This window comes from Kaistella yonginensis (assembly GCF_030409525.1).
Classification (GTDB): Bacteria; Bacteroidota; Bacteroidia; order Flavobacteriales; family Weeksellaceae; genus Kaistella; species Kaistella yonginensis.
The window spans coordinates 152572-176221 of sequence record NZ_JAUFQB010000017.1 but is presented as its reverse complement, the minus strand read 5'-3'; the positions used below and the strand labels follow the sequence as shown (position 1 = coordinate 176221).

The following is a 23650-nucleotide window of genomic DNA, read 5'->3' as shown; positions in this document are numbered from 1 at the left end:
GTAAATGCTTATTAATCCCTAAATTTGTGTTACTAAAAATCAGAAATATTAAGACGTTATGAAGAACATTAAAATTATTCAGCAATTGCATGACTTGGGAATCACTGGTTATGAAGAAGTATCTTACAATCCTAGCTACGAAGAGTTGTTCGTTGCAGAGATGTCGAGTAAAAATGTGGGCTTTGAAAAAGGTGCCGTAACTGATTCCGGAGCGGTAGCAGTTAAAACGGGTGTATTTACCGGGCGTTCTCCAAAGGACCGTTTCATCGTAAAAGATGAGGTAAGCAAGGACACCATTCACTGGGATGGGAATGTGAATTTACCAACAAGTCCGGAGGTGTTTGAAAGCTGTAAAAAATTAGTTTTAAAGCAATTATCCTCTTCTAAAAAAATATATGTGGTCGACGCTTTTTGCGGAACCAATCCTGATACGAGATTAAAAGTTCGTTTTATTATGGAAGTAGCGTGGCAAGCGCATTTCGTAACCAACATGTTTATTCGTCCCTCAAATTTTGAATTGGAAACTTTTGGAGAGCCAGATTTCATCGTAATGAATGGTTCCAAAACTACCAATCCAGACTGGAAAGCACAAGGATTAAATTCTGAAAACTTTGTGATGTTTAATTTAACTCAGAAAATGCAGATTATCGGTGGAACTTGGTATGGTGGTGAAATGAAGAAAGGAATGTTTGCCATGATGAACTACTATCTTCCTTTGAGAGGGATGGCTTCGATGCATTGTTCTGCAAACGTAGGTGAAGACGGAGATGTTGCTTTGTTCTTCGGACTTTCCGGAACAGGTAAAACAACGCTTTCCGCAGATCCTAAAAGATATTTAATCGGTGATGACGAGCACGGTTGGGATGATAATGGTGTCTTTAATTATGAAGGTGGATGTTATGCCAAAGTAATCGATCTTTCTGAAGATAAAGAGCCGGATATTTACAAAGCCATCCGAAGAGATTCATTATTAGAAAACGTGGTGGTTAATGAATACGGAGAAGCAGATTATACGGATAATTCAATTACAGAGAACACCAGAGTTTCTTATCCAATTTATCATATCAGTAAAATTGTATTGCCATCAAAAGCGGGGCATGCAAATAAAATTGTTTACTTATCAGCTGATGCATTTGGGGTTTTACCTCCGGTTTCTGTGTTGAATGAAGATCAAGCGCAATATCATTTCCTTTGCGGCTATACTTCAAAATTAGCCGGAACAGAAAGAGGAATTACCGAGCCTCAACCATCATTCTCACCAGCTTTTGGTGAAGCCTTCTTAACTCTACATCCAACCATGTACTCTAAAACATTGATTGGTAAAATGAAAGAACACGGGGCAAAAGCCTACTTGGTAAACACCGGATGGAACGGAACAGGAAAAAGAATTTCTTTGAAAGATACCCGTGCAATTATTGATGCCATCATCGATGGTTCAATTGATAAAGCCGAGAAAACAACAATTCCGGTCATGAATTTGGAAATCCCTACCACACTACCGAATGTGACAGAAGGAATTTTGGATCCAAGAAATACTTATGCAAGCGCCTCTGAGTGGGAGACCAAAGCAAAAGATTTAGCCGCACGTTATATCAAAAACTTTGAACAGTATTGTGATAATGATGAAGCCAAAAGATTGGTTGCAGCAGGACCACAATTGTAAAAAAAGATCTTTAAAATTAAATCCTCAATTATTTATAGTTGAGGATTTTTTTGGCCGCAAAGCGCAGAGTCTCCTGACTTTGCGCGATAAAAATAACACAGTACAATTCTAAAAGAAATTTTAACTCTGATAAAAGCCTTACGATACAAGAAAGATTCTTAATGCTGAAAAACTATAACACTTTTAATGAGGCTCAAAGTCGGGAGACATCGCGCAGCGGAGATAAATATTAATTTATGTCAGCAGGAAGGAATCAATCCACTTTCTGCGAGCTTGATCCAAAATGCGACCATGTTTTTAAGATGAAAAGCAAACATCAAAAAGAGATTTTAGAACTTTTGGGAAGAACTTATTAAAAAAACATTGCAGTTTTAAATATTCCTGACCTTTATAAATATAATCACCCGAATTAATATTATTTTTTAATAAAAAATTGAATAATTTTATGGTAGAAATTAATGAAAAATAAATTAAATATGAAAAAATTTGTATTTGCTACCGTTGGTGCGCTTTTACTTAGCGCTTGTATCACCTCTGCGAATCGGTCTGATTCTACTTCGATACAAGCTGCGGAAGCCACTTATGGTTTTATTGAAAAAAACCCTATTAAAGTAGGGGGGATCGATAGCAGCGGGCCTATTAGTGAGCGAGAATATCTAAACTCGCTAACCGGACCCAAAGGTGAAGCGGTTACCTTTCATAGAATTGGAAGTTGCTGTTTTTTTACGTCCAAAACCAGTCCCATGGGTGGCGGTTTACTTGATCAGTACGCCGTTAGCTACGAAGGCAAAAAAGACACCGTGGTGATGTACCTCAATATGTACGAAAAGGGAAAGCTTAGGGCGCCGGTTGGATTCATAATGAAATAATTTTTTTGATGAGCCAAAAAATAATTCCTACAAATCGATCAATTGCTTGGATATCAATAGTTCCTCAACTTCTATTAATGGCAGCTATTTTTGGAGTCTTTTATATTTTAAAAATAAAAGAACCTTTCATTTTTGTAGGATTTACCTATTTATTTTTATCTTTTAGTCTCAAGAAAATTTTTTTGAAAAATCATAACAAAGGAATTCACTGACAAAAGAAGGAAAGAACATAGAAGCAATCGCTATATTTGAGAAGAGGGCAATTTCTTCGGCGATCATCTCTGGAAAAGGAAGTTTTTGAAAGATAATGTAGGTATTATGGCAAATAAATGATAGAAACTAATTAACATAATTGTATGTACGTTGAGAACTTGATTGGAAAAATCGCGAAGTCGTTGCTAATAACTATTAAAGAAAATATTAAAACTAAGTATCTCAGACTATTTATTAGCACCCGAAAATAAAAAACCCTGTAAATCAAACGATTACAGGGTTTTCTGTGGAGTTGGAGGGATTCGAACCCTCGTCCAAACAAGCAACACATAAGATTTCTACATGCTTATTCTGCAATTAATTTTCGACTGTAAACAGAGCACAGACACCCAATTTACAACTTAACTTCTTTGGTTTTCGATCCCGAACCGAAGTCTTTCGAGACTTATTTCTGCATTGCTATGCCTCAGAATCAAACGCCGCAGAACGGAGCATTTGCGAGACATCTTGCCTCCTTACTATCTTCGGGAGAACGCTTGAATCCTACTTTATTCAGATTAAGCTGCAAGAGCGAACTCTTGGTTGCCAGTTAAAAGTTTGCAGCAAGGGATTAAAGAGATCGCGCTACGGTTCTCTGCATGCTTACTTACCCATCGATCTTGCTGTCGAAACCAGTCAACCCCATGTTTTGTAAGACGACAAAGATAAGCAAAAATTATTCCTAACTAAAACTCATTTTGAAAATGAGCGGTGTCGAAGTTTGGGCGTATCCTTCACTCGGTTCTTCCGTCTCGTCTTCCGTCGAGACTCCATTCCCTCATTCAGGTCGGGCTTTCCGCTTCAATCTTTTTTGGGGAAGTGGTGCGAGCGAAGCGAGCACCACTTCCCCAAAAAAGGATTTCCACTGCAATCCCTTACGCAAAAGCGCGTATCTTTACAGATCCATCTTCAATTCTCAGGCATTGATGCTTTCGTAGAACTAAATCTGTTTCATCTTACACTTGTCATCTGCGCTCAAACCTGATAAGGTTTATTTCAACCGCGTTTTTTTTCGATATTTTTTCGAAGGCAAAACTGCAGTAACTATAATTTCTACAACGCGTAATTAAACATACATTCAAATTCAAATCTTTGCGCTCGTCGCTATCTGTAATCGAAGATTCGCCGACTTTCAAAGCTTTTGCAGCCTTATTTTTAGAAGCGCATAAGTATAAACCCTTGTGTCTTTGGGTTTAATCAAAACTCTTTTAACTGCATATTTTAACAAAAACCGAAGCGAAAAATTCTAAAAAAATCATAAAACGCGTTAAAGCTGGTTAAACTTTCCAGTTCAAAAAAAATAAACTTTAAACCCATCGAATATCAGCTTATTTTTACTAAAATATCCTGCATGAAAACAAAACTACCAATTCTCTTATTTCTTACGGCTTGGGTGTTCGGGTTTTCCCAGCAATATGTCAGTGGAAAAGTAAGTACTGAATTTGAAACAGCTTTACAAAACGTGACTATTCTAAACACACGAACAGATGTTAAAGTAATTTCAGATCCCTACGGAAATTTTGTGATTGGGGCCAAGCCAACAGATGAACTTCGTTTTGTTAAAAGTGGTTACGAACGTAATTCTCTTAAAATTTCAAAATTGAATTTTTCGGAACCTTTAAAAATTGTTCTAACCAAGTCACCTTTTGATATCGCAGAAATTGAACTTCGCTTTCAAGCAACCGGTGATTTAAGAAAAGATATTAAAGCATTAGAACCTTCAAAAAAAGTGGTTGCATTAAATTCAAGTATGAAATCATATATGATGACTCCTCCAACCGAAGCTGCTCCAAAACTTTCTATACCGTCGGCTTTTGCAGCGCCAAATTACAGCGCAGGGCAAGTGAATATTCTCGGGCTTGCTTCCGCCGCCTTTGGATTGATTAAGAAAGCCAAGAATCCAAAACCTACAACGGCTAATTTTGCTGAAACGCAGGCGTTTTATAAACGCATAAAAAACACCATGGATTTGAGTTTCTATACATCACAAGGTTGGAACGAAGAAGATATCGACCGCTTCTTGATTTATGCGGACCAAAACTATTCGCTAGCGAAAATTTACCGCAAGAACTTTGATGTGTCCGCCATCAGCATGGCCATGCGATTGGCTTATAAAGAGTATATCAAAACCCATAAAATCGGTTCGTAATGGTTCGGGTTTTTGCGGTATTTTTCTTTTGTTTTACTGTTCCCTTATTTTCTCAGAATTTATCTGGAATTATTACCGATGAAGAACAAAATCCATTGTCCGCAGTTTTGGTGTTTAATGTTCAATCTGAAAAAAAATCCTATAGCAATATCAAAGGTGAATTTACCATCGAAGCCAATTCCAATGATGAACTGCGATTTGTTCGAAATGGTTTTGAAAGAAATTCGAAAAAGATAAATTCTTCAGATTTCAATAATCCAATTTCAATTTCATTATTCCGAAAAGCCGAAGAAATCGAAGAAGTAAAAGTAACCAACCTCAATTTATCAGGTGATTTGAATAAAGATTCCCGAAAATTAACAAAAGTTGATAAAGTTGCCCAACTTCAAAGAGAAATCGGAGTTCCACTTCCGCCAGAAAAACCACGGGAAAAACCTTCTGAACTTGGAAAAAATGTTTTATTACCTTTAATAGGAATTCCACCAACAGCAGATATTCAAGCAATTTATAATGTCTTAAGTGGAAAAGCAAGAAAGCAAAAAAGTTGGTATAAATACGAAGACTTACAAGACAAAATCAAATGGATTCGCTCCAAAGTTCCCGATGAATATTTTACAAAAATGAATATTCCAGAAGAAAAAATTTCAGAATTTTTGCAATTTTCAATCGGAGTACAACCCGAAATTTCAAAAGGAATTAAAGCCAGAAATCTCTCGAAAGTTCTTTTTGCATTAGAAGAAACTTTCCCGAAATATCTTAATCGATAAAAATTTTTAACACAAAGCCACAAAGAATTCACGAGGAAACACAAAGAAAAATTGTAGCGAACTTTGTGCAAAACCTTGGTGTTCTTTGTGTTAAAAAAAGACTAGTTTTAATAAGAAAAGAAAATCTGTAATCATTGAAAATAATTCCTAACTTTAAGTCGTTATAGAATTAGTCAAAATTCACCTATTATGAACAAAAATATTATCGCCATTGCAATTGCTGCAGCAGGTTTCATCATCGGACTTGCTTTTTTGGGAAGCGCCATTAAAAACAGAAATAAAGCCGAAAATACCATTTCTGTAACGGGATTGGGAAGCAATAAATTCACCTCCGACCTTATCGCCTGGAGCGGAAATTTTTCCCGAAATAGTTTTGAATTAAAATCGGCGTATGACGAACTGGCAAATGATAAAAAAGTGATCGAAAATTATTTAACCTCGAAAGGAATTCCGAAAAACGAGATGGTTTTTTCTGCAGTTGATATTCAGAAACAATTCAATTACGGAAGTGATGCAAACGGAAGAAGTATCCAAACTTTTGCGGGTTATCAACTTTCTCAAAGCGTTTCTATCGACAGCAAAGAAGTCGCAAAAATCGAAAATCTTTCTCGAAATATCACAGAAATTATTAATTTAGGAATCGAATTTACTTCTTCACCACCAAATTATTTCTACACCAAACTCGCCGATGTAAAACATCAAATGATTGCAGATGCCACCAAAGATGCGAAACAACGTGCCGAAAAAATTGCAGAAAATGCCGGTGCAAAACTCGGTCATTTGAAAAAAGCCACGATGGGAATTACGCAAATTACCGCACCCAATTCTACCGAAGAATATTCGTACGGCGGAACTTTCAACACTTCATCCAAAGACAAAGAAGCGAGTATCACGATCAAATTGGAGTATGAAGTGAATTAGTGTTTACATTGTCAAAGTTTTTAAAAGTGCGATTGTACTTTGACAAAGTTTAAATAGAATCGTAAACTTTGGAACGCAATTCAAATTCAACTGCCATCAAATTTTCCACTTTAAAATTACCCAGCAAAAAAAGTTTCAATTCTTTTTTTCCTTCGCCATAACTTGGTTGTACATACTCTTTAGAAACAATGGAATAGCCGTTTCGTACATAGAAATTAATTCGTCTTTCTGCCATTTCATTCCAATCTGAAGGTTCAGATTCTAAAATCATATTGCCAAATTTTTCTTGCAATTCCTGTAAAACTTGAGAACCCAATTTTAAATTTCGAAACTCTTCAAAAACTTCGAAATGTTCCAGAAAATAGAAATCGTTTAATTCCCAAAGAATAACATAACCAATTGAATTTTCCTCGTTTTTAATGATGAAAATTAAACTGTTTGGATTTTCTAAAAGTGCTAAAAATTGCGCTTCATCTCTTCGCTCATCTGCTGGAAAAGTTTTTTCATAAGAAGAAAAAATGCGAGAAAGTTTTTTGCGCGTTTGTAATTCTTGGAACCAGATCATAAGTCAAAAACGCTTGGTCGTCGAGTAATGAACATATCTTTGATCCAAAGTGTAAAAGCCAATCCCAAGTAAATCAGGAAAAAAACTCCCGCAGTTGCAAAAGTAGAGTAGATGAAAAATACCCGCAATTTCGACACAGGAATTCCCAGTTTCGCGCCCATTCTTGTGAGCACACCAAACCATTGTCTTTCCATTCTATGTCGAAGATTTGTAAACATTTTTTTAATTTGAAGACAAAGATAATTGATTTTGATAACAACTTTCTTTAAAATAACTAAAAAAATATTTGGACTTGTTAAAATATAATTTAACTTTGCGATTCAAAGTACTTTATATGGAACAAAATAATTATCAGGAAGATTTATCGCACATTAGAAAAATGATGGAGCAAAGTTCTCGGTTTATTTCATTGAGCGGTTTGTCGGGAGTTTTTGCCGGATTGGTTGCTTTGATCGGTTCGATTTATGTGTATTTTGTTTTTCAGCGAGAAGGAATTAATTATTTCGAAGGAAACAGAAATGTTTTCCCCGAAAGTTTGGTGAAAGAATTAATGCTGATCGGAGTGGTCATTCTTTTTCTCGCGATTTTAAGTGGATATTTTTTTACTGCGAAAAAGAGCAAACAAAACAATCTCAAAATTTGGGATAAAACCACGAAGAAATTACTTTTCAATTTCGCCATTCCTTTATTTACGGGCGGAATATTTTGTTTGTCGTTGCAATATCATCATTTATTGGTTTTCATTGCACCTGCAACTTTAATTTTTTATGGTTTAGCCTTAGTAAATGCAGCGAAATATACTTTAACCGATGTTCAATATTTGGGATATTTGCAAATTTTGCTCGGATTGATTTCCCTCTTTTTTCTCGGATGGGGATTGGTTTTCTGGGCAATTGGTTTCGGCGTTTTGCATATGGTGTATGGAATTGCGATGTATAATAAGTATGACAAATAAATAAAGTATATTATTAAAAATGATTACCCATCTCAACAAAGAATTCGAAAGCAGGGTTCGACTCGGAATAATGTCTGTGTTGATGGTAAATGATTGGATCGATTTCAATGAAATGAAAAACCTTCTGGAAGTGACCGATGGAAATTTGGCAAGTCACAGTTCTGCTTTAGAAAAATCGAAATATATAGAAATCAAGAAAGAATTTATAGGCAAAAAAACCAAAACTTCTTACCGAGTTACCAATTCCGGAAGAACCGCTTTTGAGGAACATTTATCGGCATTAGAAAAATTATTGGGAAAATAAAAACTCTTTTTTTTGTCAATTTACTTTGTAATTCAAAGGACTTTGTAGAAGTGAATAATACAGAATTAATATAAAAATAAACAATCATCAAAAATTAAAATCATGAAAACTCACCACTTCATCCTCCTCACAACCTTACTTTTTATCACGCTTTTTTACGGCGAAAACCTTGGACTTAATCTCGGAATTCTGGGAATTGCTTATTCCTTGCTTTTACTTTTCAAAACCCCCGAAAGAAACAGAACCCAAACTTTTTTGATTATTTTTGTTACTTCCATTTTATCGAGTGTCGCTTTTGCGTGGTACGGAGATTTTTCATCGTTTCTTGCCGTTTTTACTTCGGTTCTTTTGCTGGCATTTAAATCAAATAATAAAAATTTGAAATCCATTTTTACCCTACCGGTTTTTGCAATTAATTTCTTCACTTTTATTTGTAGATTTTTCAATTTTGAAGATTGGTTACCGAAAAAAAATACTTCCGGAAGTGTACAGAAGATTATTTCTATCGTTGTAATTCCTGCATTTTTCATCATCATTTTCTTCACAATTTACACTTTAGGAAGCGATCATTTCGCCCATTTGTTCGCAAACATCGAGTTCGATTTTAATTTTTGGGAATTCTTTTGGCTTTCTTTACTCGGCTTTTTTATCGCTTTTAATATCTGGAATTTTACAGTGCTGAGAATCTTTTACAAACAAAATCATTTCCTCAAAAATGATTTTATTAATGAAGATAAAACCAAAAATCCAACCTTTACTTTTTTAGAAATCGATGCGGAAAGGACCAGTGGAATTGTTTCACTTTTGGCTTTAAATATTTTATTGGTTATTTTCATTTTCACTTTTAATTATGAACAATTTGTAGAAATCCCAAAAACCATCAATGAGCTTTCGGCAGAAACACATGACAGAGTAAATGCGTTAATTTTATCAATATTAATGGCAATTTGCGTGATTCTATTTTATTTCAAAGGCAATTTTAATTTTGATGAAAAAGCAAAATCCCTGAAAGTCTTAGCCAAAATCTGGATTTTCCTCAATGCGGTTTTGGTCATTTCTGCGATGGCAAAAAATGTAGAATACAACGTTGTTTTGGGATTAACCTACAAAACTTTGGGAGTGTATGCATTTCTTATCTTGTCATTAATTGGTTTGATGATTACTTTTCTGAAAATTCACCAACAAAAAACCAATGCCTTTCTTTTTAACCACATGATCTGGTATTTTTACGGAACAATTTTGGTTTGCAGTTACATCAACTGGGGTGGAATAATCACCTTGAACAATCGACAAAGACAAGATTTTGCCTTGAATTTTCATCGTGGAGCCATTAATTTTAGCGAAAAGCAATTGCTGAATTATGCCGATGAAAAGAAAGATCTGAAGTTGAAACCTGAAATTATAACCCAAATCAAAAATAAGCAGGGGAAAACTTTTCTTTCGAAATCCCTTTTTTACGAAACCATAAAATAACCTGTCATGAAAAAACTATTGCTTCTCATTCCTATTTTTCTAATTTCTTGCACCAAAGAGATAGCCACTGCTGAAATTACCACAGAAAATGATTCTGTTATTGTTTCCGATGGAACTTTTGTAGAAAGCGATTCTGATTCTTTTGCAAACGGAAAAGTGATTCTAAATGATGATGATAATTCAACAGAAACCGATCCTACTTTTCGTGTCGTGCAAGGAGGTAAAATCACCAAAACCATCGATGGAAATAGGCTGCCATTAAAAATTTCCGATGAATTTACAAGCTCAGATCAGCAATATATTTTGCAAATAAAAAACTTTAAAGGAAAGAAAATCACTGGAAAAATTATCCCGGAAAATCCTGAAATGAATATCCGTTTCAACCAAATAAAATTACCCAATGGTGAATTCGATGGACCATTCGGAGTCGATTTAAATTTTGAAATTGACAGGAACGGCGAAATTTGGTTAATCGTTGGAAAAAATTTGATGGCATCTGGAGCAAGTACGGGGAAATTTTCTATTGAACTGAAATAGTATTTATGAGGATAAATTAAGATTGGATCATGAAAAAACCGTCTCAGTGCCGAGACGGTTTTCTATTTTTTGCAGATATTTTTATTCGTTTACAGGCGCGACAAATTTTGCCAACGGCGCCCTTTTTCCTTTAATTAGAATCAAATGTTGTCCATCAATTTGGAATTGATCGGCCGTGTTTAAAACCTCGAGAAGCTCGTTTTCTAATTTCATATTTTCACAAGCCATTTGCGTACTCATACCCATTGAAAGTTTTAAACGGTTGTATGATTCTGTCCTAAAATTTCCGGAAATCATATTGCAGCCCGCTGAAGCAGAATAGCGATTGTCTTGATCCACGAACTGTATAAATGCCGCTTTTCTCATGGTTTCCTGCGTATTTACAGGTTGACCAAGCAGTTCTACCAACTTCCATTTTCTGTTCAAAATTCGATAATTATCTTTGGTTAGCATATAATGAGGAGCTAATGATCCCGTGTTCTTCTTTCCGTCTTGCCCCAGTAGTGTTAAGGTGTTTTCGCCCACAAAGTAGCTGGTTTTATCGTTTGCGGAGGTTAAGGTAACAGTATTTCCTTCTTTATTCCAGGTGAATGTTCCGCTGGTTTCAAAGCTGGCCTCTTCCTTGCCTAAATATTGATTGATGGTTTTAAAGGTATTGTTTCGCATTAGGTAAACGGTAGATTTAATCCCCTCACAATCTGCGCACGGGAGCGTTCCACGATAAATGCCATCCCAATCCAATGCAATTTGTGCAGTATGGTCGAGGTCTGCATTATTTACGGTTGTAGTTTTCTGCGCATCGCAGGAAAAAAGAGTTAATCCCAGCAGCAGTGCCGCAACTGGAAATGAGGTCATCAATGATTTCATTGTGTTTTTCATCGCATTAAAATATTTGTAAAGGTCTTATCAAAAGGTATTCCTTCTTTAAAAATGAACGCCTTAAATTCTGTATACTTTTGATTTTTATTCTTGTTATTTTCAAAAAAATCCATCAGGTAAGATGGATTTCGTTTATTCTTAAGTCGGCTAATACTTACTCGGTAACCGCTTCTTTATTAATAAATCTTTCTGCCAATCCGGTCAACCTTGCATTAGTAGCTTTTTCATTGTCTAATGTTTCTGCAAGCAGTCGCTCCGCTTCCTTGTGTCCCATATGACTGGCAAAAACCTTCAATGTTCCGTAGGTTGCAATCTCGTAATGTTCTACTTTTTGCGCCGCTAGAACCAAGCCCGCATCTCTGGTCATAGTATCTTTGGCCGTATCTTCAATAATAGATTTTCCTTCTTTTAGAATTCCAGCCATGGCCTCACATTTTTTCCCAGTCGCTTTTTCTCCCAAACTTTCGAAAACTTTTTCTAAACGAGAGATGTGCTTTTTTGTTTCTTTTGTATGCTTTGCAAAGCCATCGGCTAATTCCTTACTGGTGGAAGCTTTTTGCATTTTCGGTAACTCTTTTAACAAAGCATTTTCTGCCCAGTATAAATCTCTTAATTCATCTACAAAAAATTTGTGAAAGTCCGAATTTTTCATTTTTTCTGAAATCATAATATTATATTTTTAGCTGTTAATAAGCAGATTTCATGCAATATTCCTTCCATTATAATTTTAATAAAGTTAATCTTTTGTTAAACAAGTGAAATGGTCTGATTTCTGAATAACCGTTTACAATTAAAATATTTCTATTATGAAAAATATGTTTTTATCTGCAATTTTTGCCACCGCTACTTTGGGAAGTTGTTCAACCGTATCGTCAATTTTACAAAATACTTTTCCGTACAATGCCACGGTTTTGGTCACTTCTGGTTCTCCGGCAAATACCACTTTGTCTAGTGTTTCTGCGGCGCAAAGCATAAATCAATTGACGGGTTCCGGTGCCAATGTGAAAGATATTCGCGTTTCAAATGCCACGCTATCGGTAAACTCGAATACCAGTGTCGGTCTTTTTAAATCGGTTAAAGTATACCTTTCTAATAATGGCAGCAATGAGATTCTGGTAGCCTCCAGAGAGGATATTCCAGATAATGTCGGAAGTTCTCTTTCGTTGGATGTCAGCACGTCGAGCACTTTAGACAACATGATGAAGTCGGGTTCGGTACAACAAAGAATGGTGTACGTTTTGAAGCAGTCGCCAACCTCTGATATTTCGGTGAAAACATCAATTGGATTTAGCAGCCTTCCAATTAGCAAGTAATGTTTTTTTAGGAGCAGCTAGATTTTTGCTGCTTATCAATTTCGGTCCGGCTGTCCGTTGCAATCTTTTGTTACTCGTTTCACAACGAGTAACAAAAGGATTTCCACTTCCATCGAGGCTAGAATAACATTCTTATATCCTTTCGAAAATAACCGGCAATTAGTGCGGGTTATTTTGTAATAAAGTTGGTATTAAATATTAATTAACGAAATTCTTCTCAACTTTATAGTTTTATTATAACTCTTTATTAAACAATATCTCTACTTTTGGTGAAATTTATAATCCATTTATGGCCGCAGATTTCTATCATCCAAAATCTTCAATTCTCGCAAAGTATATCGAAGGACTGTATTTTATGCAAACGGATAAGAAATACCCATTTCAGTATTATACCTTCCCCAACAATTATTGCATTTTATCTTTATTGAACAATGTTGAACTCAATATTACAGATCGTTTGGTTGAAATAAAAAAGTCACCACATAAAAATCAGATTTCCAGTCTTACCTTCCAGTATCGAGAACCACTAAATGTTGTTTATTTAGAACCAGTCGAGGAATTGACCATTTATTTTAAACCTAATGGAATTAATTTCTTCTTTAAAAACATAGAGGATTTTTATAATAAAAAATCGATGTTGAATTTTAATCCTTTTCCAGATTTTAAAAATTTATTTTTTAAAGTATTTGAAATCTTCGACCAAGATATTAAGATTGAATATATTGAAGATCAACTTTTACATCTATTTTCAATCCGATAAAGAAGATTTATTCGAAAATATTTTAAAAGACATAGAAACCACTATAAGTATCGAAGAAATTGCTTTTAAAAATGATATTTCCAGACAATATCTGAATCAATATTTCAAATTAAAATTAGGAAAATCGCCCTCTGAATTTCGGAAGATTGCCCGTTTTAGGAAATCATTAACAATGATGAAGAACAGAAATACTGCACTCACGGAAGTTTCGTACGAAAACCTATTCTTTGATCAATCACACTTTAACCGTGATTTTAAAGAACTTACTCATTTTTCACCCAAAGAGTTTTCTCAAAATACCGATTTGGAAAAGAATAATGTATGGTTTATAATTTAACATTTTTTAATTTACATTTTTACAATTTCGTTGCAGTGTAAAAGTATATTTTTGCTGATAAACATTTAAAACGATGAAATACTTTTTACTCATTTTCCTTTTCTGTTCGTCTGTGGTTTTTTCTCAAAAAATGAAACAGATAAAAATAGTAGATTTAGAAAATAGTAAGGCGATTCCGAATGCCAGAATTATTTTTGATCATCAAATTTATTACAGCAATGATGATGGTTTTATCTCGCTTCCAGAAAATGCAAAAAGCTTTGATGTTTCAATTTCTGGTTATCAATCCTTATCTATATCAGATTTTCAATCAATCATTCATTTAAAACCGCTTTATAAAGATATCGACGAAGTGAAAATTGTGAGTGTCGATGTGAAGAAGATTTTCAATGAAGTTTATAAAAATTATAATAAGATTTATTACAATAAACCTGCGATCTACGATATTACTTATTCCCAGAAATCATTTGAAAATAATCAAATGAAATTATTAATGGTTGCAGACGGGAAATTCTGGACAAGAGATGGAAATTATAACGCCAAAGAAGCATTCAATAATAGGTTTGACAATTTTGTTCAAATGCAAATAGATGATCTTCGATATTTGAAAACTGAGAAAGGTGATTTCGATATTAAAATGAAAAATCAAAAAGGGAATCATGAATTTGTTGGAAATTTCTTTTTCGATTATGAATTGTATAGAATTATTAGCCTTAGTAATAGAAAGAAATCCATCACTTCTGCAAGAATAATCTATGAGAATCAAACCGAACAAGAAATTTCATATAAAATAAAAATGGAAGCCGATTTAATTTATACCGGAAATATTATTTTTAATAAAAAAGATCGTGCAATTACTCATTACGAGTTGGTTTTCGATCAGAAAAATCATCAACCAACGGAATACAAGGATTTGGACGGTGAGAAATTTCAACAACAATTACCAAACGGAATTTACGTATTCGATTTCTATAAAAGTGGTGAAAAATATGTGCCGTCTAAAATCAGTTTAAAATTTGAAGGATCGAAATTCACACAAGGAGATAAGGTTTTTGATTTCCGTAATTCCAGAGAAATTATTTTTAAAAACCTTAAAGGAACTGATGAAAAAGGACTTCAAAACCCTGTTATCATTAAAGGAGTATTTTGGAAAGATATGAGGGTGAGTGATGAAAAAGGAATGGTGAATTTAAGCAAAGAAGAACAAGATTTTATAAACGAAAAAGCAGATGAAAACTAATTTTACATTTTTTATACTCCTCATATGTTTTTACGCGTCAGCGCAAACGCACCGATTCATTTATGATGTTGAATATAAAAAAGATTCAACTTCTCAAATTACCACCAAAGAAAATTATCATTTAGATATTTCTGGTGATGAGGTTCTTTATTATACCCGGGATTTCTTTATTGCAGATTCGTTGATCGTGAATAATTTTCCGTTTCCTAAAGATATGAAACTAAATACTTCAACAATTATTAAACATAAGAAAGGAAGTTCAAGTTTTGAAGAATATGATTTACTCGAAAATACAGTTCTAAATCTCCAAACCACAGATTCCCAAAACTTTTTGTTAACCTCTGAAAAAAAGCAGGTAAAAGATTTAACGCTTCAGAAAGCCACAACTACTTGGGGGGGTCGAAACTGGATAGCATGGTTTTCTAAAGAAATTCCTTTTCAAGAAGGACCTTACAAATTCCATGGTTTGCCTGGACTTATTGTGGAAATCACTGACGATAAAGACAACTACAAATTTTCATTAGTAAGATCTGAAAATATAAAAGAGTCAACAGAAAACCAATATATTGAAATGGCTTACCAAATGAGCATTCCTGTTACTTGGGAAAAATTTAAAAACACAAAAATTAAATTTTATGAATCACCGATCAATTTTATAAAAAACGGAATTGGAAGTTCAAAAAACAATGAATTCTATCTCAACGATGGCACAATCGTAAACCCAGCGAACAGCCGAGAGGTGAATGATCGATTGAGGAATATGATTAAACAATATAATAATCCGATTGAACTGGATAAGGCGATTTTTTATCCTTAATTTTTTTTATAGAGTAGATTCAATGTATTTCCACAGATTCTTTTAAAAAAAATACTAGATTTTACTATTTTTACAATTATTCTTAATCCAATTCTACCAGTATAAAATGAAACGGAAAATTCATCTGTGTAAATCGGTGAAATCCGTGCGCATAATATTTATCATTTCACACCGCAATCCAATCTCACTTTACTTCCGTAAATTTGTACGTAGAAATTTTGACTCATGAATGTTTTCGATCTTATTATTACCGACAGAGAAGTGGTTTCTTTAGAAGATGTATTTCTCAATAAATACAATCTGCAGCATATTCAGCAACTCATCAAAGAATACAAATACGTAGATCAACTTACCCCATATGGTTTGCCGGTTAATAATAAATTGCTCTTGCAAGGTCATTCTGGTTGTGGGAAAACTACCACTGCGAAAGCCATCGCAAATGCGCTCGGAAAACCGATTTTAATTCTAAATTTGAGCAATGTCGTTTGTTCCAGAATTGGCGAAACTTCACAAAACATCAAGCAGGTCTTTGATAAAGCCGCACGTGAAAAAGCAGTGCTCTTCCTGGATGAGTTTGATCAAATAGGCAAAGAAAGAGGCAGCGATGATAAAGATGTGGGCGAAATGCGTCGATTGGTGAATACCATTATTCAGCTCATCGATTATTTTCCAACCAACGCTTTGCTAATTGCCGCTACAAACCATGCGGAAATTATCGATCACGCCTTGCTGCGTCGTTTTCAATTGCGTATCAATTTTGAAATGCCAACAGCTGAAGTGTTAGATTCCTACTATGATAAAATCTTGCATCCGTTTCCAGCAGAAATGCAGAAATTTGACAGACTATACAATATCTCTTTTGCTGAAGCCAAAGATTACGCATTTACAAAAATGAAATCAATGCTTATTGACCAATTCGAGAAGATGGATCAACTGGATGAATTGGATCGGATTGAAAAATCACTAAAATAATGACTGATTCAATCGTAGAAAACCTAAAAATCATTCTGCAAAGAATAGAAAATGCCTGCCTCAAAAGCCATAGAAATCCCAAAGAGGTTCGGCTGTTATTGGCAACGAAAACAGTCAACGCAGAAAATATTAAAATAGCGATTCACGCGGGACAAAATTTAATTGCAGAAAATAAAGTGCAAGAAGTAAAAGATAAATATGAGTCTTTACAATCACTTGCGCATGAAAGCCATTTTATTGGACATCTACAATCCAACAAAATCAAAGACCTGTTGAAATATAATATTTCCTGTCTACAATCACTCGACCGGTTGGAGCTGGCGCAGAAACTTCACCAAAGGTTGTTGTTTGAAAATAAAACCTTAGACGTGCTGATACAAGTCAATACTTCTGAAGAAAAGAGCAAGTTCGGTGTGGCACCAGAAAATGCGATTGATTTAATTCAACAGGTTTCACAACTGGAAACCCTCCAAATAAAAGGTTTGATGACGATTGGTTTATTCAGTGCAGAAACCAAAAAAGTTCGAAAGTGTTTTCAACACCTCAAAAAAATTCAACAAGACGTTATCGCTTTAAATCTTCCGAATGTTGAAATGAAAGAATTATCGATGGGAATGAGTGGTGATTTGGAAACCGCCATCGAAGAAGGAGCGACCATCATAAGAGTTGGAACCGCCATTTTCGGCCAACGAATTTACCCCGATTCTTATTATTGGAATGAAACGAAGAATTAATTCAATATTGCCATTGAAAATAACCGACCCTCACGACCGGCTATTTCTAAATTGAACTTAGATTTCGAGGTATTTATTTCCCGATCATTTTATTAAGACTCGCAATAATTTTTGCACCTTCATATTGCAATCCGTATAAATGTTCACCGCTGAATTCTATAAATTCTTTTGGTTGTGGCGCCATCTCAAACAGCGAAACTCCCTGAGCGTAAGGAACATCTTTATCATCTTTGCTGTGAATAATAAGTTTCGGGATTTTAGTGATGAGTTTTATATCTTCGATGGCTGAATAAGGAGAAACAAAACTGTTCTCCAAATACGTTTTATATTCCGGCGCATAAACAGCGGCGATATGACCAAAAGAAATCATCGCTCCTTCTAATACCAATCCACTAATCTCGTCCTGATGATTTTTTGCCAGATGAGCGGCAATCTGCGTTCCGATGGAAGCACCATAAATAATTTTTTTAGTGGCTTTTAGATCTGCCCGATTTGAAAGATGTATAAAAATTTTCTCACCATCTTCGGCAATATTTTTATGCAAAGGTTTTCCAGTCGATTTTCCATATCCGCGAAAATCAATCATTACAATTTGAAATTGATCTTTCAATAGAGAGGTTAGCAAGGGTAGGTACGTTGTCATATTTCCGCCTGCTCCGTGAAAATAGAAGATGGTCGCTTTTGCTTTTTGAGTGGGTTTTAATAGCAGAGCGGTAATGGTGTCGTTTTCAACGGGGAATTTTAATTCCTCCACATTTTTCCACGCGATAGGCTGTAGCACTTTGCTTGGGAAATAAAATTTATCATCCATTTGTGCATTGACGAAGAGCACTTTGGTTACCAATATGACCAGAATTAATAGTTTTGTTTTCATGTTGTTTATTTATAAGGCGAAGATAAAGTGGTTCCTTAATTTCTCAAAAATAATACAACTGAAAGGTTTTTTTTCAAAGCTGAACCGTATTTTTAAGCTGCTTATATTTCAACAAAAAATAACCGACAATCACTGCCGGTTATTTTTATATCCTAAGTCAAAGTCTATTTTTTCTGCGATTTAAAATACGCAATTCCACATTCTAGGAACGCTTTGAAATCCTCTTTTGGCATATAACCAGAAATAGGCGTGTTGATCACTTTCCCATCCGGAGAAATTAAAACATAGTGTGGTTGCGAATTGTTATTAAAGTTAATTTGTTGAAACAAGCTCCATTTATCACCAATCGTTTTAATTTTTTTCTTTTGTCCGTTCCCCATATCGATGGATGTTTGCTCACTTTCTGGCAAAGCTTCTTTGTCATCAATATAAAGGGAGGCGAGCACCACTTCATTTTGTAGAATTGGTAAAATATCGGGTTCGCTCCAGACGAATTCTTCCATTTTACGGCAGTTCTCACACCCATAACCGGTGAAGTCAACCAACAATGGTTTGTTTTCTTTCTTGGCAATGTCCAAGGCTTCAAAATAATCATGGGAAGGATGCATTCCTAAAATTCCATCGCCTTCTTTGTGCAAATAACTCACATTAATTGGAGGTAAAATTCCACTCAAATGTTGTAATGTTGGTCTTTCTGCGGGGAATAATCCTTGGATTAAATAAATTATAAACCCAATTCCTAAGACTCCAAATATTTTTCGAGGCAATGAAATCTTTGCATTTTTATCATCATGTGGAAATCTGATTTTCCCAAATAAATAAAGAACCAAGCCGATAGAAATTAAAATCCAGATCACAATAAATAATTCTCTTTTCAGGAAGAATGTTTTGGATACCAGATCTGCTTTTGATAAGAATTTTAAAGCCAGTCCTAATTCGATAAATCCTAAAACCACTTTTACCGTATTCATCCAACCGCCCGATTTTGGCAAACTTTGGAGCGCTTGTGGGAACAATGCTAATAGTCCGAAAACAATCGCCCAACTTAATCCAAACCCTGCCAAAGCAAAAGTTAATAACATCGGTACGTTAGCTGAGCCGGTAACGGCGCTTCCCAACAAACTTCCTAAGATCGGTCCGGTACAGGAGAATGAAACGATAACCAAAGTTAAAGCCATAAAGAATATACCGATGATACCACCAGCGTCTTCAGCTTTCGACGATTTATTGGCAATCGCACTTGGCAGCGTAATATCATAATACCCGAAGAAACTTCCTGCGAAGAATAAGAAAATTAAGAAAAAGGCCACGTTTAACCAGACCGAGGTTGATATCTCATTAAAAATATTTCCTGCAATTCCATCGATAATATGGAAAGGAACACTTAATAAAACGAAAATTAAAAGGATGAAAAAACCATAAATAAATGCATCTCTTTTCCCTTTCGCTTTGTCTTTTGACCCTTTGGTAAAGAAAGAAACCGTCAACGGTATCATCGGGAAAACGCATGGAGTCAATAAAGCGATCAAGCCACCAAAAAATCCTAATAATAAATAGGTCCAGAAATTTTCGGTATTATTTTGTTTAGCGATACCGCAATCTGTTTGTGGATTTTCAAAATCAATCGAAGCCACTTTCAACCCTTCTTGAGCTGCTGCGGTGGGTGTTGCTATCGTTGTTTCTTGCAAGTCACCAGTTGCGATGCTGTCTGGCTTTCCGTGGGAATCGGTTAGCAGAGCTGCCTCTTCAGACGAAGTGGTTGAGTCGGGTCCAACCATTGATGGGGTAACCTTTTGCTCAAACTCTAAAGTGTTCGGTGCTAAACAAACGCGGTCATCACAGGTTTGGTAGGTGATTTCGGCCGTGATAGTTGCTGGCTTTGAGTTATTTTTAAGTTTAAATTTCTGCTTAAATAATACAGAATTGGAATAATATACGATTTGTGCACCGAAAGCTTCTGAAAATTCGTCGTGCTTTTTACCGACTTCTACTACTTTCCCGATGAGCGTGATTCCTTCTTTCGAGCTCAGTTTCATCTCGGTGGGGATGCCGGAATCTTCGGGAAGATCCTTAGAATAAATATGCCAGTTTTTATCTATTGTGGCCGTTAAAATTGCTTCGTACTCGTTGTTAGGAAGCGCGTTGATATTGTATTTGAATTTTACCGGATCTTTGATTTGTGCAGTTATTCCTTGAAAAAGGAATACTAAAATAAGGATAAACCAATTTTTAAATTTCATATCTAATTTTACTTTTTGCAGGACATTAACCTTAATGAACGCTATAATTTTACTTTTATGATTTTCGAACTTGTTTTTGTTGCAGCGAATCGACCATCTTGGCGAAATGGAAGAATTCCTAAAATCGAATGATTTCCATCGCACAAAAGCCAGATTTTTTGCTGCGCTAAAATAGGGATTTTTTCATCCTTAAAAAATTTACTGATTTTCTTTTTGCCTATCATTCCGATCGGTTGAAATAGATCGCCTCTTTTTTTTTGTCTTAATTTTAAAGGGAATTTAATCTTATCAGCATCGATTTGCCAAGAGATACTTCCTAGTTCTTTTATTTCTTTCCGAAAATTTTCTGGTATAATGATTTCATTTTCTGAATTCATTTCCAACGAAATCTCCTCGCGTAGATCATTTTCTACTTTAAGTACGAGTTTCTGAATCACAAAGTTTTCTCGGTCAATCATCAATTCATAGTCACGTGAAATAAATTTCTTTCCGATTTTCGCTTTTTTGATTTTCGCTATTTCTTTAACTTCGTCAAATCCATATTTTCGTAAGATTTCAAACTGGATTAATTCACTTTGATTTAAAAAAACAGGCCTATTAATAAGTAAATAATCCTCTTGATGATGACTAATTTCTTTTTCAATTATTAAAGTTTTCTCTGCAATGAAATCTTTGGCTTTATTTAAAAACGAAATACTTTTACCAAAATTCTCCAGGAAATTCTCATTGGTTTCCTTTAATTTCGGAACAATTTCATTTCGGATTTTATTCCTTAAATAATCATTCTTTTGATTGGATTGATCTTCTCTGAACTCAACCTTATTTTCCTTTGCGTAAGCATAAATGTCTTCTTTTGAAAACCCAAGAAGTGGTCGCAAAATTTGGTTTTCATTGGCTGGAATCCCACTTAAACCATTTATCCCAGCTGCTTTTGAAAGGTTGATGATGAAGGTTTCCAATTGATCATTCAGATGATGCGCCGTGACAATAAAATCTAATTTTTCCTGTCGTTGAATTTTTCTAAAAAACCTATATCTTAAATTTCTTGCCCAATCCTGAATAGAATTTCGGGGCTTATTGTCTTTTTCGGATACCCGATAGAGATGATAAACGATGTTGTAATGTTCGCAAACGCGCTCAACTAATTTTTGATCTTCTTCAGAATCATTTTCCCGAAGTTGATAATTGAGATGAGCAACCTGACACTGCAAACCCAAAGATTTAAATAAATGGAGCAAAACCATCGAGTCTACGCCGCCACTTATTGCAAGAAGAAAACTTGTATTTTTATAAGGGGCGAAATGTGCGTGCACTGCAAGCTGAAAAGACTCTGAATTAAGCAATTTTTAAGTATTTTTTAAGGAATATTTAGCAAAGATAATTCTTCTATTCAAAATGAATTCTCTATTTTTGAGCGAATAAATACATTATTATGAATATAGGAAAAATAGGAGCTATTTTGGGAATGGCCCTAATCATGACTTCTTGTGTGAGTAAGAAGCAGTTTGATGCTTTGAATACCAATTACAACCAATGTGTCACCAATATCGGTGAGCGACAACGTGAAATTCAGGATTTAAAAGGAGTTAATGCTGGTTTGGCCAGTGAAAATAACCTTTTGAAAGGGCAAAATGATGCTTTGAAATCCTCCTTGGATGCGTGTTTGGCGAATACTGGAAAAGGTTCGGCCAATATTGATAAGTTGATTGGCGAGATTAATTCTTCCAACAAATACATCAAGCAATTGATTTCTACCAATTCTAAAAACGACAGTTTAAATTTAGCTTTGTCAAACAGATTGAAGCGTTCTTTGGATAATGTGGCCGATGGCGATGTTCAGGTGAAAGTATTGAAAGGAGTGGTGATGATTTCATTGTCCGACAATATGTTGTATAAAACAGGGGACTATAATATTTTACCAGCTGCGCAAGAGGTTCTGGGTAAAGTAGCAAAAGTAATTAACGATTATGACACCTATTCTGTCTTAATTGAAGGAAACACAGATAATGTTCCGTTGAACTCTAATAACTTACCAAAAGACAACTGGGATTTATCCGCTTTGAGAGCAACCTCAATGGCGAAAGTACTACAAACAAAATTTGGTGTTGATCCTGCAAGAATTACGGCAGGTGGCCGAAGTGAGTATAATCCTAAAACGACCAATGCTTCAGTTTCTGGACGAGCAGAAAACAGAAGAACGGAAATCATCATCATGCCGAAGTTAGATGAATTTTTGAAATTAATGGAAATCGCTCCCACGAAAAAATAAGCGACCGATTTCAATCGAATATAATCAAACCTTGTCAGGAATAAGAAACCTCGACAAGGTTTTTTATTTTAAATGCTTAAATTTGACTTAAAATTAATGATCAATGAGTTTTTTTGAGGAACAATGTCCACAAATGGATCGCTATTTAGAAAATCACACCTCTGTGGAACCCGATATTTTGAAGAGGTTACGCAAAGAAACTTTTCAGAAAACTACCCAACCTCATATGATTTCGGGGTATTTACAAGGAAGGCTTTTATCGATTCTGGCCAAGATGAGTCAGCCTAAAAACATTCTGGAAATCGGAACTTTTACAGGGTATGCAACCTTATGTTTAGCAGAAGGTTTAGCTAAAAACGGAAAGATTACAACCCTAGATGTGAATGAAGAACTGGCTTATTTACCTGAAAAATATTTTCAGGAAAGTAAGTTTTCTAATCAAATAGATTTTCAACTAATCGATGCAAAATCCTTTTTGAAAAAGACCGATGAGGTTTTTGATTTCGTTTTCATCGATGCGGATAAAGAAAATTATGTGGACTATTTTAAGTTAATAAAACCCCATATAAAAAGTGGAGCAATGGTGATTTTTGATAATGTATTGTGGTACGGAAAAGTTTTAGAAGAAAAACCGAAGCAAAAATCTACACAAATCATCAAAGAACTGAATGAGCTGGTCGCAAAAGATCAGGATTTCGAAAATCTTATTTTACCTTTGCGCGACGGACTTCATTTAATCAGAAAAAAATAAACTTTAGGA

Annotated in this window: 25 protein-coding genes and 1 other RNA gene; 18 read left to right on the top strand and 8 right to left on the bottom strand. The window is 34.9% G+C overall.

Annotated features, from left to right (window positions below; all coding sequences use genetic code 11):
* Positions 1-58 precede the first annotated feature (58 nt).
* Positions 59-1663 (top strand): phosphoenolpyruvate carboxykinase (ATP), encoded by a 1605-nt coding sequence (gene pckA, locus QWY78_RS06705; protein ID WP_290217804.1) that lies wholly within the window; start codon positions 59-61, stop codon positions 1661-1663.
* A 476-nt stretch (positions 1664-2139) separates the two neighbouring features.
* Positions 2140-2532: a 2-dehydro-3-deoxyphosphooctonate aldolase gene (locus QWY78_RS06700; RefSeq protein WP_290217802.1), complete on the top strand. Its 393-nt coding sequence runs from the start codon at positions 2140-2142 to the stop codon at positions 2530-2532.
* 497 nt (positions 2533-3029) lie between these two features.
* On the opposite strand, the gene ssrA is transcribed toward QWY78_RS06700, so the two are convergent.
* Positions 3030-3428, bottom strand: a transfer-messenger RNA (tmRNA) gene (ssrA, locus tag QWY78_RS06695).
* 707 nt (positions 3429-4135) lie between these two features.
* Between ssrA and QWY78_RS06690 the strand changes: the two genes are divergently transcribed.
* The 3 genes from QWY78_RS06690 to QWY78_RS06680 all read left to right on the top strand — a co-directional run bounded on the left by QWY78_RS06690 (position 4136) and on the right by QWY78_RS06680 (position 6621).
* Complete coding sequence (locus QWY78_RS06690; RefSeq protein ID WP_290217800.1) at positions 4136-4933, top strand: hypothetical protein; 798 nt, start codon at positions 4136-4138, stop codon at positions 4931-4933.
* On the top strand, positions 4933-5700 hold the full coding sequence (locus QWY78_RS06685) for a carboxypeptidase-like regulatory domain-containing protein (RefSeq protein WP_290217798.1): 768 nt from the start codon (positions 4933-4935) through the stop codon (positions 5698-5700). The genes QWY78_RS06690 and QWY78_RS06685 overlap by 1 nt, the downstream gene beginning before the upstream one ends.
* A gap of 189 nt (positions 5701-5889) precedes the next feature.
* Positions 5890-6621, top strand: coding sequence for an SIMPL domain-containing protein (locus QWY78_RS06680; RefSeq protein ID WP_290217796.1), 732 nt, complete (start codon positions 5890-5892; stop codon positions 6619-6621).
* Positions 6622-6670: 49 nt separating this feature from the next.
* Here the strand turns inward: QWY78_RS06680 and QWY78_RS06675 are convergent, their stop codons facing one another.
* Positions 6671-7186 carry a GNAT family N-acetyltransferase gene (locus QWY78_RS06675; protein ID WP_290217794.1) on the bottom strand — a complete coding sequence of 172 codons (516 nt, stop codon included), beginning with the start codon at positions 7184-7186 and terminating at the stop codon, positions 6671-6673.
* On the bottom strand, positions 7183-7404 hold the full coding sequence (locus QWY78_RS06670) for a PspC family transcriptional regulator (protein ID WP_290217792.1): 222 nt from the start codon (positions 7402-7404) through the stop codon (positions 7183-7185). The genes QWY78_RS06675 and QWY78_RS06670 overlap by 4 nt, the downstream gene beginning before the upstream one ends.
* Positions 7405-7520: 116 nt before the next feature.
* Between QWY78_RS06670 and QWY78_RS06665 the strand changes: the two genes are divergently transcribed.
* From QWY78_RS06665 to QWY78_RS06650, 4 genes are all read left to right on the top strand, one after another.
* The gene (locus QWY78_RS06665) at positions 7521-8141 is read left to right on the top strand and encodes a hypothetical protein (RefSeq protein ID WP_290217790.1); all 621 of its coding nucleotides are present in this window, start codon (positions 7521-7523) and stop codon (positions 8139-8141) included.
* 19 nt (positions 8142-8160) lie between these two features.
* Positions 8161-8445: a winged helix-turn-helix domain-containing protein gene (locus QWY78_RS06660; RefSeq protein ID WP_290217788.1), complete on the top strand. Its 285-nt coding sequence runs from the start codon at positions 8161-8163 to the stop codon at positions 8443-8445.
* Between the two features lie 102 nt (positions 8446-8547).
* Entirely contained in the window at positions 8548-9918 is a 1371-nt protein-coding gene (locus tag QWY78_RS06655) for a DUF4153 domain-containing protein (RefSeq protein ID WP_290217786.1), read from the top strand.
* 6 nt (positions 9919-9924) lie between these two features.
* A complete protein-coding gene (locus tag QWY78_RS06650; RefSeq protein WP_290217785.1) occupies positions 9925-10455 on the top strand; it encodes a hypothetical protein in 531 nt (176 codons plus the stop codon).
* 81 nt (positions 10456-10536) lie between these two features.
* On the opposite strand, the gene QWY78_RS06645 is transcribed toward QWY78_RS06650, so the two are convergent.
* Together QWY78_RS06645 and QWY78_RS06640 are read right to left on the bottom strand one after the other, a co-directional pair.
* Positions 10537-11334: a copper resistance protein NlpE N-terminal domain-containing protein gene (locus QWY78_RS06645; protein WP_290217783.1), complete on the bottom strand. Its 798-nt coding sequence runs from the start codon at positions 11332-11334 to the stop codon at positions 10537-10539.
* 154 nt (positions 11335-11488) lie between these two features.
* Positions 11489-12001, bottom strand: a complete 513-nt coding sequence (locus QWY78_RS06640; RefSeq protein ID WP_290217781.1) for a YciE/YciF ferroxidase family protein — start codon at positions 11999-12001, stop codon at positions 11489-11491.
* Positions 12002-12140: 139 nt separating this feature from the next.
* Between QWY78_RS06640 and QWY78_RS06635 the strand changes: the two genes are divergently transcribed.
* From QWY78_RS06635 to QWY78_RS06605, 7 genes are all read left to right on the top strand, one after another.
* Positions 12141-12647, top strand: a complete 507-nt coding sequence (locus QWY78_RS06635; protein WP_290217779.1) for a hypothetical protein — start codon at positions 12141-12143, stop codon at positions 12645-12647.
* 289 nt (positions 12648-12936) lie between these two features.
* On the top strand, positions 12937-13407 hold the full coding sequence (locus tag QWY78_RS06630; protein ID WP_290217778.1) for a hypothetical protein: 471 nt from the start codon (positions 12937-12939) through the stop codon (positions 13405-13407).
* A complete protein-coding gene (locus tag QWY78_RS06625; protein ID WP_290217777.1) occupies positions 13370-13744 on the top strand; it encodes a helix-turn-helix domain-containing protein in 375 nt (124 codons plus the stop codon). Before QWY78_RS06630 ends, QWY78_RS06625 begins: the two co-directional genes overlap by 38 nt.
* 130 nt (positions 13745-13874) lie before the next feature.
* Positions 13875-14984, top strand: a complete 1110-nt coding sequence (locus QWY78_RS06620; RefSeq protein WP_290217775.1) for a hypothetical protein — start codon at positions 13875-13877, stop codon at positions 14982-14984.
* Positions 14974-15801, top strand: coding sequence for a GLPGLI family protein (locus tag QWY78_RS06615; protein WP_290217773.1), 828 nt, complete (start codon positions 14974-14976; stop codon positions 15799-15801). Before QWY78_RS06620 ends, QWY78_RS06615 begins: the two co-directional genes overlap by 11 nt.
* A 225-nt stretch (positions 15802-16026) precedes the next feature.
* Positions 16027-16773, top strand: coding sequence for an AAA family ATPase (locus QWY78_RS06610; RefSeq protein WP_290217770.1), 747 nt, complete (start codon positions 16027-16029; stop codon positions 16771-16773).
* On the top strand, positions 16773-17507 hold the full coding sequence (locus QWY78_RS06605; protein ID WP_290217768.1) for a YggS family pyridoxal phosphate-dependent enzyme: 735 nt from the start codon (positions 16773-16775) through the stop codon (positions 17505-17507). The genes QWY78_RS06610 and QWY78_RS06605 overlap by 1 nt, the downstream gene beginning before the upstream one ends.
* A 73-nt stretch (positions 17508-17580) precedes the next feature.
* Here the strand turns inward: QWY78_RS06605 and QWY78_RS06600 are convergent, their stop codons facing one another.
* The 3 genes from QWY78_RS06600 to tilS all read right to left on the bottom strand — a co-directional run bounded on the left by QWY78_RS06600 (position 17581) and on the right by tilS (position 21964).
* Positions 17581-18381: an alpha/beta hydrolase gene (locus tag QWY78_RS06600; protein WP_290217766.1), complete on the bottom strand. Its 801-nt coding sequence runs from the start codon at positions 18379-18381 to the stop codon at positions 17581-17583.
* Between the two features lie 164 nt (positions 18382-18545).
* Positions 18546-20621 (bottom strand): protein-disulfide reductase DsbD family protein, encoded by a 2076-nt coding sequence (locus QWY78_RS06595; protein WP_290217764.1) that lies wholly within the window; start codon positions 20619-20621, stop codon positions 18546-18548.
* 41 nt (positions 20622-20662) lie between these two features.
* Positions 20663-21964, bottom strand: a complete 1302-nt coding sequence (gene tilS, locus QWY78_RS06590) for a tRNA lysidine(34) synthetase TilS (RefSeq protein WP_290217762.1) — start codon at positions 21962-21964, stop codon at positions 20663-20665.
* An 89-nt stretch (positions 21965-22053) separates the two neighbouring features.
* Here tilS and QWY78_RS06585 point away from each other — a divergent pair, with 89 nt between their 5' ends.
* Together QWY78_RS06585 and QWY78_RS06580 are read left to right on the top strand one after the other, a co-directional pair.
* On the top strand, positions 22054-22890 hold the full coding sequence (locus QWY78_RS06585) for an OmpA/MotB family protein (protein WP_290217760.1): 837 nt from the start codon (positions 22054-22056) through the stop codon (positions 22888-22890).
* A gap of 103 nt (positions 22891-22993) precedes the next feature.
* A complete protein-coding gene (locus tag QWY78_RS06580; RefSeq protein WP_290217758.1) occupies positions 22994-23641 on the top strand; it encodes an O-methyltransferase in 648 nt (215 codons plus the stop codon).
* The last annotated feature ends 9 nt before the right edge of the window (positions 23642-23650 follow it).